The sequence below is a fragment of the Thermoflavifilum thermophilum genome (assembly GCF_900116565.1).
In the GTDB taxonomy this organism is placed as follows: Bacteria; Bacteroidota; Bacteroidia; order Chitinophagales; family Chitinophagaceae; genus Thermoflavifilum; species Thermoflavifilum thermophilum.
In genome coordinates this window covers 974,716-990,442 of the sequence record NZ_FPCJ01000001.1, presented here as the reverse complement: position 1 = coordinate 990,442, position 15,727 = coordinate 974,716, and the positions used below count along the sequence as shown (strand labels likewise).

The window sequence follows — 15,727 nt, the reverse complement described above, 5'->3', positions numbered from 1 at the left end:
TCCAATATATCATGCTTTTAAAATCTTGCTGGATGCTGGGATGGATGAGTTTGTGGGCCTTCATGCTACAGCCAGCTCCCGTTCAGGTGGTTTGCTTTGGTGACTCCATCACGCATGGAGCTGAAGTAGATGGCCATAGCTGGGTATGGATGCTGCAGCAACAACATGGTCATGATCAATGGCAATTCATCAATGCAGGTCGAAACGGGAGAAGAACAGCCGATAAGCAGGAGCTATTGCCTGTATTGCAACAATACCCGCAAGCTGCATTTTATTTGATTTTTTTGGGAGTAAATGATTTGAAAAATGCTTCATCTGCACAGGTTGACAGCTGTGTACAAAACATGCGGTGGATGATTGAACAAATTCGCCAGGTTAATCCGCAAGCAAAGGTGATTATTTTATCGCCTTGCAATATCAATCTGCAAAGCATGTCGGCCTTGAATCGGCAAAAACAATACAATGCTCGCACACAAGAGGCATTGTTTCAACTCGAAAAACGGTACCGTCAGCTTGCCAAAAGCATGCGTACGGGCTTTGTTTCACTGTTGCATGTGGTTTCTCCGGAAAATTATGCAGATGGCCTGCATCCCAATCTGGCCGGCCAACAACAAATTGCAGATGCTGTGTGGAAATATTTAACCAAACATTTTCCCCAAATCTTTCATACATGAAAACCTGTTTGTTGTTTTTATGCATGATTTCGGGTTTCCATCTGGGATGTCTGAAAACAAATCAGGCATCATCACAAGACGGGCAAACCAATCAGCGCCGTGAAATTGTTGTGGCCCAAGATGGCAGTGGTGATTTTACCACGGTGCAGTCGGCCATCTCGGCCGTACCCGATTCCGCAACCGATACCACCTACATTTACATAAAAAACGGCATCTACCGTGAAAAAATCGTGATACCGGCCAGCAAGCGTTTTATCAAACTGATGGGAGAAAATGTGGACAGTGTAATTCTGGTGTATGGCGATTATGCCAGTAAACTGGATAGTGCCGGAAATCCGCTGGGGACTTCAGGTTCGGCGAGTGTGTATATTTATGCCAATGATGTGGTAGCCGAAAACATTACGTTTCAAAACGATGCCGGGCCGGTAGGTCAGGCTGTGGCAGCTTATGTATCAGGTGATCGGGTTTATTTTCATCATTGTCGCTTTCTTGGTTTTCAGGATACTTTGTACACCGGAAATCCTGGATCAAGCAATAGCCGCCAATATTATCGGGATTGTTATGTGGAAGGTACAACTGATTTTATTTTTGGATCAGCCACGGCTGTGTTTGACAGTTGTCTGATTTACTGCAAAAGCGGCGGGCATTATATCACAGCGGCATCCACACCACAGGGAAATCGATTTGGCTATGTATTTCTTCATTGCGAAATTACAGGCAATGCACCACCCCACTCGTTTTATCTGGGTCGGCCCTGGCGGCCTTATGCGCGTGTGGTATATCTGTATTGCTACTTGGACAATATGATTGCACCGGAAGGATGGAGCAATTGGCACGATACACAGAATGATTTAACAGCTTACTATGCAGAATATCAAAACACAGGTCCCGGATATCAGCCCCAGCAGCGGGTTGCATGGTCGCATCAACTTACAGATGATGAAGCCAAAGCCTATACATTGGCAAATATCCTGCAGGATTGGAAACCTTATTAGTTCATTTTTTACGGTTTTATGTTTGATTAGTTGTTGCTGTGTCCTGAATCCTGCAAATGCGCAGCAAGCTTTAACGGCAAATCAAAAAAAATATGATTATGTAGTTGCTCAGGATGGCAAAGGTGATTTCACCTCTATTCAGGCTGCTATTGAAGCCTGCAAATCATTTCCCTATGAGCCAATTCGCATCTTTATCAAAAAAGGCATCTATCATGAAAAGGTCTTCATTCCTGAATGGAATCCCAAGATTGCTCTTGTGGGTGAAGATGCAGACAGTACCATCATTGTCTATGATGATTATTTCAAAAAAATAAACAAGGGTCCCAATAGTACGTTCTACACCCCCACTGTGCTGGTACAGGGCAGTGATTTTTATGCTGAAAACATTACTTTTCAAAATGATGCAGGCCCCGTAGGGCAAGCCATTGCACTGGCCGTGGATGCCGATCGTTGTATGTTTGTGCATTGCCGGATCATCGGCAATCAAGATGCATTATATGTAACCGGCGAGCACAACAGGCAATATTTTCGTGATTGCACCATTGAAGGTACAACTGATTTTATCTTTGGTGAAGCTACCGCATTGTTTGATAGTTGCACGATTGTTTGCAAAGCCAACTCTTTCATTACTGCCGCATCCACTCCGGCTGATGCAAAATATGGATTGGTTTTTCGTGATTGTCAAATTCAGGCCACGGCGGGTGTGGATAAAGTTTACTTAGGTCGTCCCTGGCGAAAGTATGCCAAAACAGTATTTATCCGTTGCGAAATGGGAGGCTTTATTCGTCCGGAAGGATGGGATAACTGGCGCAATCCGGATAATGAAAAAACGGTGTTTTATGCAGAATATCATTCTACCGGTCACGGTGCAAAACCCGCTGATCGCGTGAAATGGTCGCATCAGCTGAATGCAAAGCAGGCATCAATCTACACGATAAAACAAATTTTTACAAACCCTGCCAGTAGTTGGAATCCATTTTCTCAACTATAAACAATCCAATCAGCATGAAGCATAAACGCATCTCTTGGCACGCAGCAATATCTTTTATTGTGTGTTGCTTGGTGTGTATGTTTTATTTGTCTTCTTTTGCGCAGCAAAAGCAAACAGAAAATAATAGGCCTGCCTGGATCTCAGATCTGGGAAACGGTAAATACCGCAACCCTGTGATTTTTGCTGATTATTCTGATCCGGATCTATGTCGCGTGGGAAATGATTATTACCTGGTGGCATCCAGTTTTGATGCGGTACCAGGGCTGCCCATCCTGCATTCTAAAGATCTGGTCAATTGGAAAATTATCGGACATGCATTGCCTCAGCTGATTCCCGTTCATCATTTTGCAAAAACCCAACACGGCAATGGTGTGTGGGCGCCTGCTATTCGCTATCATAACGACTCATTTTATATTTATTATCCCGATCCCGATTTCGGTATTTATCTGGTGAAAGCAAAACGGCCAGAAGGCCCATGGACAAAACCTTTGTGGGTGTTGAAAGGGAAAGGATTGATTGATCCCTGTCCTTTCTGGGATGATGATGGACAAGCTTATCTGATACATGCTTTTGCCGGTAGCCGGGCCGGTATCAAAAGCATATTGGTGATTCACAAAATGAATCGAGCAGGCACACAGGTAATCGATAAGGGTGTGATTGTGTATGATGGACATGGCATAGACCCCACTATCGAAGGACCTAAATTGTATAAACGCAACGGCTATTATTACATCTTTGCTCCGGCTGGCGGTGTACCACAGGGCTATCAGCTGGTATTGCGTTCAAAACATATTTACGGTCCGTATGAAAGAAAAGTAGTCATGCATCAAGGCAATACATCCATTAACGGACCTCATCAAGGTGCATGGATCACTACACCCGATGGCAAGCAAGATTGGTTTATTCATTTCAGAGACATGGGTGCGTATGGAAGAGTTACTTATCTGGAACCAATGAAATGGATCAATGACTGGCCTTTGATTGGTATAGATGCAGATAAGGATGGCATCGGTGAACCCGTGGAAACCTACCCAAAGCCCGATGTGGGAAAAACCTATCCCGTAGAAGTACCGCAAACATCTGATGAATTCAACTCTCGGCAATTAGGCTTGCAATGGCAATGGCAAGCCAATCCACAAGCCACATGGTATTATCTGACAGCTTCGGGTTATTTGCGTTTGTACGCACAACCCATGCAGCCGCATTACAGAAATTATTGGGATGTACCCAATATCTTAATGCAAAAATTTCCTGCACCCCAATTTGAGGTGGTAACCAAACTGCAATTTCATCCTTTGCAAAAAGGCGATCGGGCGGGACTTATTATCATGGGTATGAATTATGCCTGTTTGGCTCCTACCGCTACGGATCAGGGAATTCAGCTGGATTATATCACATGCATGCATGCCGATGAAGGACAGAAAGAACAAATCAGCCATCTGATTACCTCGGCCGACAGCACGTTTTATTTTCGTGTATCGGTGAATGAACATGCACAATGTCGTTTTGCTTATAGTTTGAATGGAAAAGATTTTGTGGATGTGGATAGTGTATTCACAGCTGTGCAAGGAAAATGGATTGGAGCCAAAATCGGATTATTCTGCACCAGCAACATGCAAACCAATGATGCTGGCTACGTAGATGTGGATTGGTTTCGCGTATTACCCTCGAAAGATAAATAGGATTATCTGTTTAAATTTTGTTTCCATGTATCCAGAGCAGCTTCGAGAAAAGGTTTTTTGGGCAATGAAAGAATAATGGAGATGTCTTCCCAGAAAGTGGATTGTTCATTTAAAAAACGAATTACTTTGTCTGTTTGATTCTTATCAAACAAATCTGCAAATAGTTTATCTCCCGGATACAGCGATTTGCTCAATACATCCAAAAGCAAGCGATCATAATAACGATAAAATTTTTTTCTTGGCTGATGATAGATATGCGGCGAATTTCCATTTTCGAGTGCCTGCAAGATTGCATCGGAATGCTGCTGAATGAATGGAAAAGTATATCCGGTGGAGCCCTTTGTTTGTCCACCAGATGTGCCGATATAGATTACATGTTTATCCGTTTGGGGGAAGGTATAATCCGTCATGGGAATTTTTCCCTGTTCTTTTTCGAGGATTTCAAAAGATAAATCAGGATAATGCATTTGCATATACTGTTCAATACATGCATCATATACTTCAGGCAACAACAATTGTTTTGAAAATACGGTGTATTCAATTAATGCTTCTTGAGCGCTGAATGGCAATACATACATGAATGCTGTAGCCTGTTGTTGGGGCACACGGAAATCCATCAACACCATGCGCGATGCATCAAATACCGGTGTCGCACTTCGAATCAGCCATCCCTGAAAATGCTGCCAGAGAAAATGAATAGATTTATCCTGTGGAATATCTCTTGGCAAACTGCTGAATGCAAATCTGCACCGGATGGTATGATATGAGGTGTGTACCTCAGCATAGGTTTCCTTGTCAAGTATCTGTGTGACAGGTTCATACCAAATGTCTATTCTTCGTGCTTGGTTTTGTTCGTTAACTTGTTGTAATATCTCCTTGCAATACGCATAAAAATGTTTGCTTCGTATCATTTTGTATTCAAACGGTTCGAAGTCCAGGCAAATGCATTTTTCATCTGTTATTACATCACCTGCAGACCAGCGATGTTGCACGATGGATTCAAAATAACCCTTTCCCGATTCCCAGAAACACCAGGTGCGGTCGTTTTGATTTTTTTCCTGTTGTTCAAGCAATAAAATATTCCATGATGATAAAGCCGGTGATCGGGCCATCCTGACGGCCAGACTTAAACCCGCACAACCGGCTCCTGCAATCACCACATCGTAATAACAAATCTTATCTGACACATGCAATTTTAATGATGACTTGAGGATGCATGAGAAGTTGCTATTTGCTCATCGCGTTTTACTTTATCCCAATATTTTTTGGCTACGATCAACATGCCAAATGATTCTCCATCTTCTTTTCCCAGGTGCTTGTGATGCATTTTGTGTGCCCAGCGCAGTACTTTGATATACCTGTTTTGCGAGCGGGTAAACCATTTAAAACGTTGGTGAATAATCACATCATGTACCAGAAAATAAGCAATGCCATAAATCAGAATGCCTGTACCTATGGAAGCCAGCCATCCAATATTACGGGTAGCTCCAAAATACAGGCACAAAAAACTGGGAATCGCGAATATGAGAAAAAATGCATCATTCTTCTCAAAAAAGCCAGGCTCTTTCTGATGATGATCTTTGTGCAGTACCCATAAAAATCCATGCATTACATATTTGTGTGTAAACCAGGCTACCCCCTCCATAAAGAAGAAGGTGGCAATCACAATCAACAGGTTGAATAAAACGGATACCATATGCTTTATGATTTATGATGAAACCATGAGTTGAATTTCATTCATATTGTTTTTTATTTTCGGGAACGCCAGCTGAAACCAGTATGTAAACTGATGCGGGTGGATATTTATTTGTTGTTGAATATCATCCAGTGAGAAAAATTTGATTTCATCAATTTCGTTTTGGTCGGGCGTAAAAGGTCCTTCATGAAATCCGATAAACACGTGGTCCAGTTCATATTCTATCAATCCGTTTGGCAGTTTCACACGATAGGTAAAAGTAAACAACTCTTGCAAAGGGCAATCTGTTCCCAGCTCTTCCTGCAGGCGACGATGTGCTGCATCTATGGTCGATTCCCCGGGACGCGGATGGCTGCAGCAGGCATTGGTCCACAATCCTCCGGAATGATATTTATCCTGTGCTCTCAGTTGTAGCAACATATCGTATTTATGATTAAACAGGAACACGGAAAAAGCCCGATGCAGCAACCCTAACTGGTGCACTCTCATTTTTTCCATTGTGCCCACCATTTCATCGTATTCATCAACCAGTATTAGTGTTTCTTCTTGTTTCATATTCCATTGATTTGATGACGAATGCTGGCACGGAGCATGATGATAAGTTTCTGATGATTGGGTATTCGAATGCGTTGTTGCATGATTTTTTCCGGATTTGTACGTTTGATTTTTTTAAATAATGCATAAAAATACCGATAGGCAACATACACACCAAATCTGGCTTTGGAAGGCAGGAAGCGGATGCCTTGCAATCCAAGTGCAAACTCTTCCTCAATATCCTTCTCAATTTCGCATTTGGCCTGCTTGTCAAGAAAACCTTTGGCTGTGAATGCAGGAAAATAGCATCGTTTCAGATCTTGAGAATCAGCCTGGATATCCCTCAGAAAATTTACTTTCTGAAAAGCGGATCCAAGGGCACGGGCTGCATCTTGTAATTGATGATATTTTGCTTGATCACCTTCACAGAAAATACACAGGCACATGAGTCCCACCACTTCTGCTGATCCATACACATAGGTGTTTAATTCTTCGGGATGTTGATAAATATTTTTTTCCAGGTCGAGATACATGCTTTTAAAAAATGCGTCAATCAGATGATGGGGAATCTGGTAACGACGAACGGTTTGCTGAAAAGCCTGCAGGACGGGGTTGGTGCTGATGCCTTGTGAAATGGCTTCATAAGTGGCTTGTTCAAATTCTTTCAGCAGCTGGTATTTGTTATAGGCATGAAAACTATCTACAATTTCATCGGCAATGCGTACAAAACCATAAATCGCACAAATGGCATTCCGAAGATCCGGATGAAGCAAACGAATAGCTTTTGAAAAGGAAGTGCTGTAATGCTGGGTAATTTCCCGGCTACATACCTGGCTTACGGACAGATAGAGTGCCAATCGGTCTTTCATATTGTTCATAACAATTTATGCAGGTAGTTTGTTGCCAGTGTAGCTGCAAGCTCGCCTGAAATCAAAGCCGCAGGCATGCCGGGTCCGGGAGCCGTAAGTTGTCCGGCAAAAAACAGATTTTCAACTCGCTTGCTGCGCATGCGCGGTTTCAGGACGGCCGTTTGCCGGAGCGTATTGGCCAATCCGTAGGCATTGCCTTTGTAGGCATGATATCTATTTACGAAGTCACGAGGACCCAAAGTTTTACAATAACGGATATGGCCTGATAAATCTATGCCTGTAACCCGTTGTAGCCTGTTGAGTACCTGTTGCAAATAGGCTTCCCTGCGAGGCTCGTCATCACCTTCCAATTCGACAGCAATGGGAATCAAGACAAACAGGTTTTCATTTCCCGGCGGAGCCACATTGGGATCTGTGATGGAAGGTGCACACACGTAAAACAACGGACGGGATGGCCACGCTGGATTTTTATAAATCTCGGCCGCATGCCGGTCAAAATCAGCATCAAAGAAAAGATTGTGATGCAGCAAACCACTCACCCTTCGGTTGATGCCCAGATAATACAGCAAACAAGAGGGAGAAAGCTGTCGGGTTTGCCAATAGGTTTCCCGATACTGGCGGACCTCAGCGGGCAATAATTGCTGCTCCACATGATGGTAATCGGCCGTAGCAAGCACGGCATCGGCATTGGTTTCACCCTTGCTCGTAACCAGGCCTACAGCTTTTTTCCCTTCGATGCGAATTTGTTGTACGGGTGTGCCGAAATGAAACTTTACTCCCGCAGCTTGGGCCAGTGCATACAAAGCCTCTACCACACGATAGATGCCACCCATGGGATACCAGGTGCCCAGCACGATGTCTGCATAATTCATCAGGCTGTACAATGCAGGCGTTTCCTGTGGCAAAGCACCGAGAAACTGCACAGGAAATTCCATGATTTGCCGGATGCGCGGATGGTTGAAATGGCGGGCAACGTGATGATGGATGGAATGCAACAAATCCAATTTGCCCAGTGCCTGCCATACATCCCGGTCCATGAATTCCATCCAGGAGAGTCCAGGCTTGTAGGCAAACTTTTTCATGCCCACTTCATACTTCCAGGCCGCCTCTTTCAAATATTGCTGCAAAGCCTTGCTGCTGCCGGGTTCCCAGCTTTCAAATAGGGCGGCAAGCGCTTTATTATCGGCCGGAATATCGGTAAAGCCATCTTCCCAGAAAATCCGATAGGAGGGATTCAAACGAATCAACTCATAGAAATCCGATGGCTGATGCTGAAACCGTTGGAAAAAACGTTCAAAAATATCGGGCATCCAGTACCAGCTGGGGCCCATGTCGAAACGGAAATCCTCAGCCTCCCAGAGACCCGCCCGGCCGCCGGGTCCGTCGAGTGCTTCAAAAACCTCCACTTCAAATCCTTCACGCGCCAGAAAGCATGAAGCAGCAAGGCCGGCAAAACCGCTTCCTATGATGCTGATGCGCTTAGCCATATTTGTTCCGATTGCGAAATCCTTGCTTTGAGCATTTTCCGGGCAAAATGAATCCGGCTTTTGATGGTACCCAGCGGCTCCCGCAGCATCCGGGCTATTTCTTCATATTTAAAACCCTGGAAGTATAGCAAAAATGGTTTACGGAATATTTCCGGCAATGTATCCACCTGTTTGCGGATTTCGGCATAGCGCAGATTGGATTCGCCGGCATTTCGTCCGGAGCGTGATGGATGATCGGCGGCAAGGGTTGCAGTGGTGGAATCGAATATTGTCCAGTGTTTACGTTTTCGGCGATAGTCGTTGATGAAAATATTTTTCATGATGGTGTACAACCAGGCTTTCAGGTTGCTGCCGGCCTGGTATTTCTCCTGGTTGGCCAGTGCCCGGTAAAGCGTTTCCTGGTAAAGGTCTTCGGCCATCGAGGTATCGTGTGTCAGGTGAATGGCCAGTGGCTTAAGGAAATCTGACTCGGCAGTCAGGATTTCCTGAAATTCTGAAGCAGACATCTTGTTTAACTTTTTCTATTTCAAAGTTAAACAATTTTCTGAGAAAAACTACTTTCCCGGAGAAAAATTTTTTCAATCTCGGCCTGTAGTTCTTCCTGGGAATGAATCAGGTGGATGTTGGGGTATTTTTTGCCGGAAAGCTGCTCTATTACCGGGCCGGAAATGTATATGCTGGATTTTTTCAGATGAAGGCTCAACTGATGAACGTAAAAGGGCAGGTTAAAACCAGGTGGCAGGGAAGTGAGATGGGTAAACAGAATCGAGATGTTTTTTTGTTTAACAACAAACTCAATATTGTTCAACGGAACGCTGCCTCCCAGGTAGTACACCTGTATGCCGCGCTGTTTGAGCAGATAATACAGGTAAAGCAATCCCAGCTCGTGGTATTCGTCTTCGGGTAAAAACAGGAGAGCTGTTTGCTGTGTGATAGGTCGGTTCACCAGGCCTTCGATACCCGCAATGATTTTCTGGCGAATCAGGCAACTGACCAGGTGTTCGTGCACCGGGTGGATGCGATCGGTGCTCCACAGAATACCAATGCGTTCCAGAAAAGGGAAAATAAGGGTATTTACGGCTTTCTGAATGCCTTTGGTCAGGATAAAGTGGTCGAGGATTTCCTCCATGCCGCTTATATCCATGTCAATCATGCGGGTGATGAGTTCGTTTACCAGCCGATCTTGCAGAGCTTCATGGTGATGTAGCTCCAGTACTTTTTCCTGAAGCTGCTCGTCATTCATTTTGCTGATTTGTGAAATCTTGAATCCATAGCGCGTGAGCAGGGCGGCATTGAGGATTTTTTTCAGCTCCTCGTTGGTATAATAGCGGATATTGGTATCAGATCGCCGGGGTTTCAGAAAACCATAGCGTTGTTCCCAAATGCGGATGGTATGGGCTTTAACGCCGGAAAGATTTTCCAGATCCCGAATAGAAAATCGTTGTTCCTCAATTTCCATGGGCGAAATTTACATTGATTTCAAGGATAACAGTTGCTTGGTGGATTTGTTTACAGAAGAATGAATTAAGTTAGCTTTGTTTGCATAAAATGCAGCCAATGTGTGGCTGATCATTTAATATTTTCACCATGAAAACAGCTTTGATTACAGGCATTACCGGTCAGGATGGCGCGTATCTGGCGGAATTTCTGTTGGGTAAGGGATACCTGGTGCACGGTATCAAGCGGCGCAGTTCGCTGATCAATACCGAACGCATTGATCATTTATACCAGGATCCCCACGAGCCGGATCCGCGGTTTATTTTGCACTATGGCGACATGACCGATGCCACCAACCTGATTCGCATTATTCAAGAAACCCAGCCCGATGAAATATACAACCTGGCTGCCCAGAGCCATGTGAAAGTAAGCTTTGAAACGCCCGAATACACAGCCAATGCCGACGGGCTGGGTACCCTGCGTTTGCTGGAAGCCATCCGGCTGTTAGGGTTAACGCATAAAACCCGTTTTTATCAGGCATCCACTTCCGAATTGTATGGATTGGTGCAGGAAGTACCGCAGAAGGAAACTACTCCTTTTTACCCGCGTTCACCCTATGCCGTGGCCAAGTTGTATGCCTACTGGATTACCGTCAATTATCGGGAGGCTTATGGTATGTTTGCGGTGAATGGCATTTTATTCAACCACGAAAGTCCCATCCGTGGTGAAACCTTTGTAACCCGCAAGATTACCCGTGGGGTAGCCCAAATTGTGCTGGGGCAGGCCGATCGGATTTATTTGGGCAATTTAGATGCTCAGCGCGACTGGGGCCATGCCCGGGATTATGTGGAAGCCATGTGGCTGATGTTGCAACAGGATAAACCGGAAGATTATGTCATCGCTACCGGCAAGACCACCTCAGTCAGAGAGTTTACGCGGATGGCTTTTGCACAGGCAGGTGTGGAGATTCAGTTTGAGGGAACCGGTCTTGAGGAAAAAGGTGTGGTTGTGGCCTGTCACGATCCCCGTTATCAGCTTCCTGCAGGCAAGGTGGTGGTGAGTGTGGATCCCAATTATTTCCGCCCCACTGAAGTTGACTTGCTCATCGGGGATGCTTCCAAAGCCCGGAAGCAACTGGGCTGGCAGCCCCGTCATACCCTCGAAGAAATGATTCGCGAAATGGTTGAAAGCGATATTCGATATTTTTCGACCTTACATCCTTCATTGATTCAACAAAAATCCCATGCGTCCTACGGATAAAATTTATGTAGCTGGCCATCGGGGAATGGTGGGAAGTGCCATTTTGCAACGATTGCGGGAATCAGGATATACACATTTTGTGTTACGTACTTCACAGGAACTTGATTTGCGCAATCAGGCAGAGGTATTTGCATTTTTTGAAAAAGAAAAACCCGATTATGTGTTTCTGGCTGCTGCTCGTGTGGGAGGTATTCTGGCTAACAACACCTATCGGGCCGAATTTATTTACGATAACCTGCAGATCGAGGCCAATGTCATCCATGCAGCTTATCTGAGTGGGGTGAAAAAGCTGATGTTTTTAGGCTCGTCCTGCATTTATCCCCGACTGGCGCCGCAACCCATCAAAGAAGAATATCTGCTCACAGGCCCGCTGGAACCCACCAACGAACCGTATGCTATCGCCAAAATTGCGGGTATCAAGCTTTGTGAAGCCTATCGCGCCCAGTACGGTTGCCATTTTATTTCTGTGATGCCTACCAACCTGTATGGGATCCACGATAATTTTGATCTGGAAACTTCCCACGTGCTGCCTGCTCTCCTGCGTAAATTTCATGAAGCCAAAATCAAAGGTATGCCGGAAGTGGTGGTATGGGGCACAGGAAAACCCAGGAGGGAATTTTTGTATGTGGACGATCTGGCCGATGCTTGTGTGTTTCTGATGAATCATCCGGAAGAGCCTGATCTGATTAACATTGGCACGGGCGAGGATATCAGCATTGCGGAACTGGCTGAGCTGATCCGGACGATTGTCGGTTACAAGGGTCGGATTGTGTACGATACCAGCAAGCCCGATGGCACCCCGCGCAAATTGCTGGATGTAAGCCGCCTGCATGCCATGGGATGGCATCATCAGACCTCGCTGGAAGAGGGCATCCGCAGGGTATATGAAGCCGTCTTTCTGCAGCAAACCAGTGATTATACTCACAGGAACCGCGCCGTATAGCTTCCTTCTACCTGCTTCAAAGCTTCGGGTGTACCGGCAAAAATCAGCTCTCCGCCACGCTCCCCACCTTCGGGCCCCAGCTCAATGACCCAATCGGCCCGGCGAATCACATCCAGGTTATGTTCAATGACAATGATGGAATGACCTTGTTCAATCAAAGCATCAAAGGATTGCAGGAGAAAGGCAATATCGTGAAAATGCAGGCCGGTTGTGGGCTCGTCGAAAATAAACAGGATGTGCTCCTGCGCATGGCTGTGCCCCAGAAAAGAAGCCAGTTTCACACGCTGGGCTTCACCACCACTCAGTGTGCTGGCCGGCTGGCCTAATTTGATATATCCCAGACCCACCTGCTGCAAAGGTTTCAACTGACGGACGATATCCGGTTCATCGGCAAAAAATTCCAGTGCTTCGTCCACACTCATATTCAGGACATCGTGGATGTTTTTTCCCCGATAATGCACTTCCAGGATTTCTTCCTTGAAGCGCCTGCCGTGGCAAACTTCACAGGTCAGGTGCACATCGGCCAGGAACTGCATTTCGATGGTAATTTCACCCTCGCCCTTGCATCGATCACATCTTCCGCCATCCACATTAAAAGAGAAATGGCGGGGTTGATATCCCCTGATTTTACTGAGTGGCTGGGAAGCAAACAACGAACGGATGCTGTCGTATGCCTTGATATAGGTAATGGGGTTGGAGCGGGAAGATTTGCCGATGGGTTGCTGATCCACCAGTTCTATTTGTGTGACAGCCTGCAGATCGCCTTTCAGCGCTTTATGCCAGCCAGGTTTGCCTACAGGATCTCCTTTCAGCTTTTTCAAGGCCGGATATAGGATCTGGGTGACAAGGGTACTTTTCCCGCTGCCACTCACGCCACTCACCACACACAGGACATTCAGGGGAAACTCTACATCTATTTGTTTCAGGTTATGTTCCCGGCATCCTTCGAGCCTGATCGATTGGGTCCACTTGCGTGGCCGGCCTGGCCCACCTCCGGGAATACGCATCCGGCCGCTCAGGTAGGCGCCGGTCAGGCTTTTGGAATCATTGAGGATTTCATCGTACGTTCCGGCAAACACTACCTCACCACCCTGATGGCTGGCTAGGGGTCCCATATCGATGATGTAATCGGCCTCGCGCATCATCTGCTCGTCGTGCTCCACCACTATTACGGTATTGTGCAGATCGCGCAGTTCCTTCAGCACTTCAATCAGCTGGTGGGTATCGCGGGGATGTAACCCAATGCTGGGCTCGTCGAGGATATAAAGCGAGTCGGTGAGATTGCTGCCCAGCGATCGGGTGAGCTGAATACGCTGGCTTTCGCCGCCGCTGAGGGTGTTGGCCGGACGATCGAGGGTGAGATAACCCAGTCCTACTTTGAGCAGGGTGCTCAGCCGGTAACGGATTTCGTGCAGCAGACGTGCGGCAATCTGCTGTTCGGCAGGTGCAAGGGTGAGCTCGTCAAACCAAACAGCCAGCTCTTCTACCGGCATCGCCATCAACTCAGCAATATGGCGCCCCTGGATTTTTACATACAATGCTTCTTTGCGCAGGCGCGTTCCGTGGCAGGCCGGACAGGTGGTGAGACCCCGATAACGGGATAGCAATACCCGGTATTGGATTTTGTAGAGGTTTTCTTCTACCATTTTGAAGAAATCCTCAATCCCAGCAAAATATTTGTTCCCTTTCCAGAGCAGTTCGTATTGTTCAGGAGTAAGCTCAGCAATGGGTTTGTGAATGGGGAAATTGAACTTGTGCGCGTTACGGATCAGCGCTTCATTCCATTCTTTCATCTTTTCCCCGCGCCAGCAGGCTATAGCCCCCTCATATACGCTCAGCTGTTTGTCAGGAATCACTAAATCGGGATCAATGCCCAGAACCTGTCCGAATCCTTCACACACCGGGCAGGCTCCGTAGGGACTGTTGTAGGAAAACAGCTGGGGTACGGGTTCCTCAAATCGGATCCCATCCATTTCAAACCGATTGGAAAAAGAATGCCACTGCTGCTGATTTACCTCAATCCAGCACTCACCCTCAGCTTCATAAAAGGCAGTTTGAATGCTATCTGCCAACCGGTGACGAGCATCTTCTTCCTGCAAGGATGCATCTACCACCAGCCGATCTATTAATACGAACACATTCCCTTTAGGCCATTTCTGATCCAAGAGATCTTCAATGCGTAAAATTTCCCGATGATTGCCATCAACCACATACAGGCGGGAAAACCCTTTTTGCAGCAGAATATGCAGTTCCTGTGATTGGGTATAACCCTTGCGGATACGGAGCGGAACGGCAATGACTATCCGGGTTTGAGCCGGAAGCTGCAAGACAAAATCCACCACATCACTTACCTGATAGCGCTTCACTTCTTTGCCCGAAACCGGCGAATAGGTTTTCCCAATTCTGGCAAACAGCATCCGCAGATAATCATACAACTCAGTAAGCGAGCCAACAGTGGAACGGGGCGTACGGGCCATGACTTTTTGTTCAATGGCAATAGCCGGGCAAATGCCCTTAATCATGTCTACATCCGGTTTATCCATGCGCATCAGAAACTGTCGGGCGTAAGCACTTAGGCTTTCGGCATAGCGACGCTGCCCCTCGGCATACAGGGTATCGATGGTTAAGGATGATTTGCCCGATCCGGATACGCCGGTTACCACAATAAAACGGTTTCTGGGAAAGGCTACGGTAATGTTTTTTAAGTTATGCACCCGCGCGCCTTTCACCAGTATCACATGCCGGATATCCCACTGGCCGTCAGCCAAAGCCGGCTGATGAACGAGGGTTGCTGAGTGTTGTGCTTGTTTTTGAGCCATCGCGTAAAACTACAGATCATCTGGCAAGTGGGCGCAGATTGACAAAACTTTGACTTCTCACGCCCCTAATTGGGTAACACATGCAGGAAAAAATTGTTTTCAACAAATAGATTTGGAAAAAAAATTTTTTTGAATAAATTTGGTATTGTTTTTAACAATTCTTTTATTTTTGCTATCAAACCAGTTTTAAAACCTCTAAAATTCCCCTCTATCAGCAGTGAGTTCTACGTGGTGTTTTTGAGATGGTGTATCAAAATACGCAAAATGCATACGCTTTAACCCCTCCTACAGCAGTTGCATGTGTATGCCTGTTGTAGGGGATAACCTAAAAACCATATCT

The 15,727-nt window shown here is 46.0% G+C and carries 14 protein-coding genes; 6 read left to right on the top strand and 8 right to left on the bottom strand.

Annotated elements, in window-relative coordinates; genetic code table 11:
- Positions 1–11: 11 nt before the first annotated feature.
- The 4 genes from BM367_RS04340 to BM367_RS04325 all read left to right on the top strand — a co-directional run bounded on the left by BM367_RS04340 (position 12) and on the right by BM367_RS04325 (position 4,342).
- Positions 12–674 carry an SGNH/GDSL hydrolase family protein gene (locus tag BM367_RS04340; protein WP_092458235.1) on the top strand — a complete coding sequence of 221 codons (663 nt, stop codon included), beginning with the start codon at positions 12–14 and terminating at the stop codon, positions 672–674.
- The gene (locus tag BM367_RS04335; protein WP_092458232.1) at positions 671–1,669 is read left to right on the top strand and encodes a pectinesterase family protein; all 999 of its coding nucleotides are present in this window, start codon (positions 671–673) and stop codon (positions 1,667–1,669) included. Before BM367_RS04340 ends, BM367_RS04335 begins: the two co-directional genes overlap by 4 nt.
- A 22-nt stretch (positions 1,670–1,691) precedes the next feature.
- The gene (locus tag BM367_RS04330; protein WP_222842567.1) at positions 1,692–2,660 is read left to right on the top strand and encodes a pectinesterase family protein; all 969 of its coding nucleotides are present in this window, start codon (positions 1,692–1,694) and stop codon (positions 2,658–2,660) included.
- Between the two features lie 173 nt (positions 2,661–2,833).
- A complete protein-coding gene (locus BM367_RS04325; protein ID WP_245759892.1) occupies positions 2,834–4,342 on the top strand; it encodes a glycoside hydrolase family 43 protein in 1,509 nt (502 codons plus the stop codon).
- Positions 4,343–4,344: 2 nt separating this feature from the next.
- Here BM367_RS04325 and BM367_RS04320 read toward each other — a convergent pair whose 3' ends face one another.
- Genes BM367_RS04320 through BM367_RS04290 form a run of 7 tightly spaced genes read right to left on the bottom strand, consistent with a single transcriptional unit; the run spans position 4,345 to position 10,387 of the window.
- The gene (locus BM367_RS04320) at positions 4,345–5,529 is read right to left on the bottom strand and encodes a lycopene cyclase family protein (RefSeq protein ID WP_177224104.1); all 1,185 of its coding nucleotides are present in this window, start codon (positions 5,527–5,529) and stop codon (positions 4,345–4,347) included.
- 8 nt (positions 5,530–5,537) lie between these two features.
- The gene (locus BM367_RS04315; RefSeq protein WP_092458220.1) at positions 5,538–6,038 is read right to left on the bottom strand and encodes a sterol desaturase family protein; all 501 of its coding nucleotides are present in this window, start codon (positions 6,036–6,038) and stop codon (positions 5,538–5,540) included.
- Positions 6,039–6,050: 12 nt separating this feature from the next.
- Entirely contained in the window at positions 6,051–6,593 is a 543-nt protein-coding gene (gene idi, locus BM367_RS04310) for an isopentenyl-diphosphate Delta-isomerase (protein ID WP_092458218.1), read from the bottom strand.
- Positions 6,590–7,441 carry a phytoene/squalene synthase family protein gene (locus tag BM367_RS04305; protein WP_092460908.1) on the bottom strand — a complete coding sequence of 284 codons (852 nt, stop codon included), beginning with the start codon at positions 7,439–7,441 and terminating at the stop codon, positions 6,590–6,592. The genes idi and BM367_RS04305 overlap by 4 nt, the downstream gene beginning before the upstream one ends.
- A gap of 5 nt (positions 7,442–7,446) precedes the next feature.
- Positions 7,447–8,928, bottom strand: a complete 1,482-nt coding sequence (locus BM367_RS04300) for a phytoene desaturase family protein (RefSeq protein ID WP_092458215.1) — start codon at positions 8,926–8,928, stop codon at positions 7,447–7,449.
- A complete protein-coding gene (locus BM367_RS04295; protein WP_092458212.1) occupies positions 8,904–9,434 on the bottom strand; it encodes an RNA polymerase sigma factor in 531 nt (176 codons plus the stop codon). Before BM367_RS04295 ends, BM367_RS04300 begins: the two co-directional genes overlap by 25 nt.
- Before the next feature lie 26 nt (positions 9,435–9,460).
- Complete coding sequence (locus BM367_RS04290; RefSeq protein WP_092458209.1) at positions 9,461–10,387, bottom strand: MerR family transcriptional regulator; 927 nt, start codon at positions 10,385–10,387, stop codon at positions 9,461–9,463.
- Between the two features lie 128 nt (positions 10,388–10,515).
- Between BM367_RS04290 and gmd the strand changes: the two genes are divergently transcribed.
- Both gmd and fcl read left to right on the top strand, forming a co-directional pair.
- On the top strand, positions 10,516–11,625 hold the full coding sequence (gene gmd / locus BM367_RS04285) for a GDP-mannose 4,6-dehydratase (RefSeq protein WP_092458206.1): 1,110 nt from the start codon (positions 10,516–10,518) through the stop codon (positions 11,623–11,625).
- The gene (gene fcl, locus BM367_RS04280) at positions 11,609–12,568 is read left to right on the top strand and encodes a GDP-L-fucose synthase (RefSeq protein ID WP_092458203.1); all 960 of its coding nucleotides are present in this window, start codon (positions 11,609–11,611) and stop codon (positions 12,566–12,568) included. Before gmd ends, fcl begins: the two co-directional genes overlap by 17 nt.
- Here fcl and uvrA read toward each other — a convergent pair.
- The gene (gene uvrA, locus BM367_RS04275; protein WP_092458200.1) at positions 12,547–15,387 is read right to left on the bottom strand and encodes an excinuclease ABC subunit UvrA; all 2,841 of its coding nucleotides are present in this window, start codon (positions 15,385–15,387) and stop codon (positions 12,547–12,549) included. The two genes, fcl and uvrA, sit on opposite strands and share 22 nt — an antisense overlap.
- Positions 15,388–15,727: the final 340 nt, after the last annotated feature.

Excerpts from the sequence above, each read along its gene's own strand:
- BM367_RS04340 (WP_092458235.1), top strand. The coding sequence starts at position 12 with ATGCTTTTAAAATCTTGCTGGATGCTGGGATGGATGAGTTTGTGGGCC.
- BM367_RS04335 (WP_092458232.1), top strand. The coding sequence starts at position 671 with ATGAAAACCTGTTTGTTGTTTTTATGCATGATTTCGGGTTTCCATCTG.
- BM367_RS04315 (WP_092458220.1), bottom strand. The coding sequence starts at position 6,038 with ATGGTATCCGTTTTATTCAACCTGTTGATTGTGATTGCCACCTTCTTC.
- idi (WP_092458218.1), bottom strand. The coding sequence starts at position 6,593 with ATGAAACAAGAAGAAACACTAATACTGGTTGATGAATACGATGAAATG.
- BM367_RS04305 (WP_092460908.1), bottom strand. The coding sequence starts at position 7,441 with ATGAAAGACCGATTGGCACTCTATCTGTCCGTAAGCCAGGTATGTAGC.
- BM367_RS04300 (WP_092458215.1), bottom strand. The coding sequence starts at position 8,928 with ATGGCTAAGCGCATCAGCATCATAGGAAGCGGTTTTGCCGGCCTTGCT.
- BM367_RS04295 (WP_092458212.1), bottom strand. The coding sequence starts at position 9,434 with ATGTCTGCTTCAGAATTTCAGGAAATCCTGACTGCCGAGTCAGATTTC.
- BM367_RS04290 (WP_092458209.1), bottom strand. The coding sequence starts at position 10,387 with ATGGAAATTGAGGAACAACGATTTTCTATTCGGGATCTGGAAAATCTT.
- gmd (WP_092458206.1), top strand. The coding sequence starts at position 10,516 with ATGAAAACAGCTTTGATTACAGGCATTACCGGTCAGGATGGCGCGTAT.
- fcl (WP_092458203.1), top strand. The coding sequence starts at position 11,609 with ATGCGTCCTACGGATAAAATTTATGTAGCTGGCCATCGGGGAATGGTG.
- uvrA (WP_092458200.1), bottom strand. The coding sequence starts at position 15,387 with ATGGCTCAAAAACAAGCACAACACTCAGCAACCCTCGTTCATCAGCCG.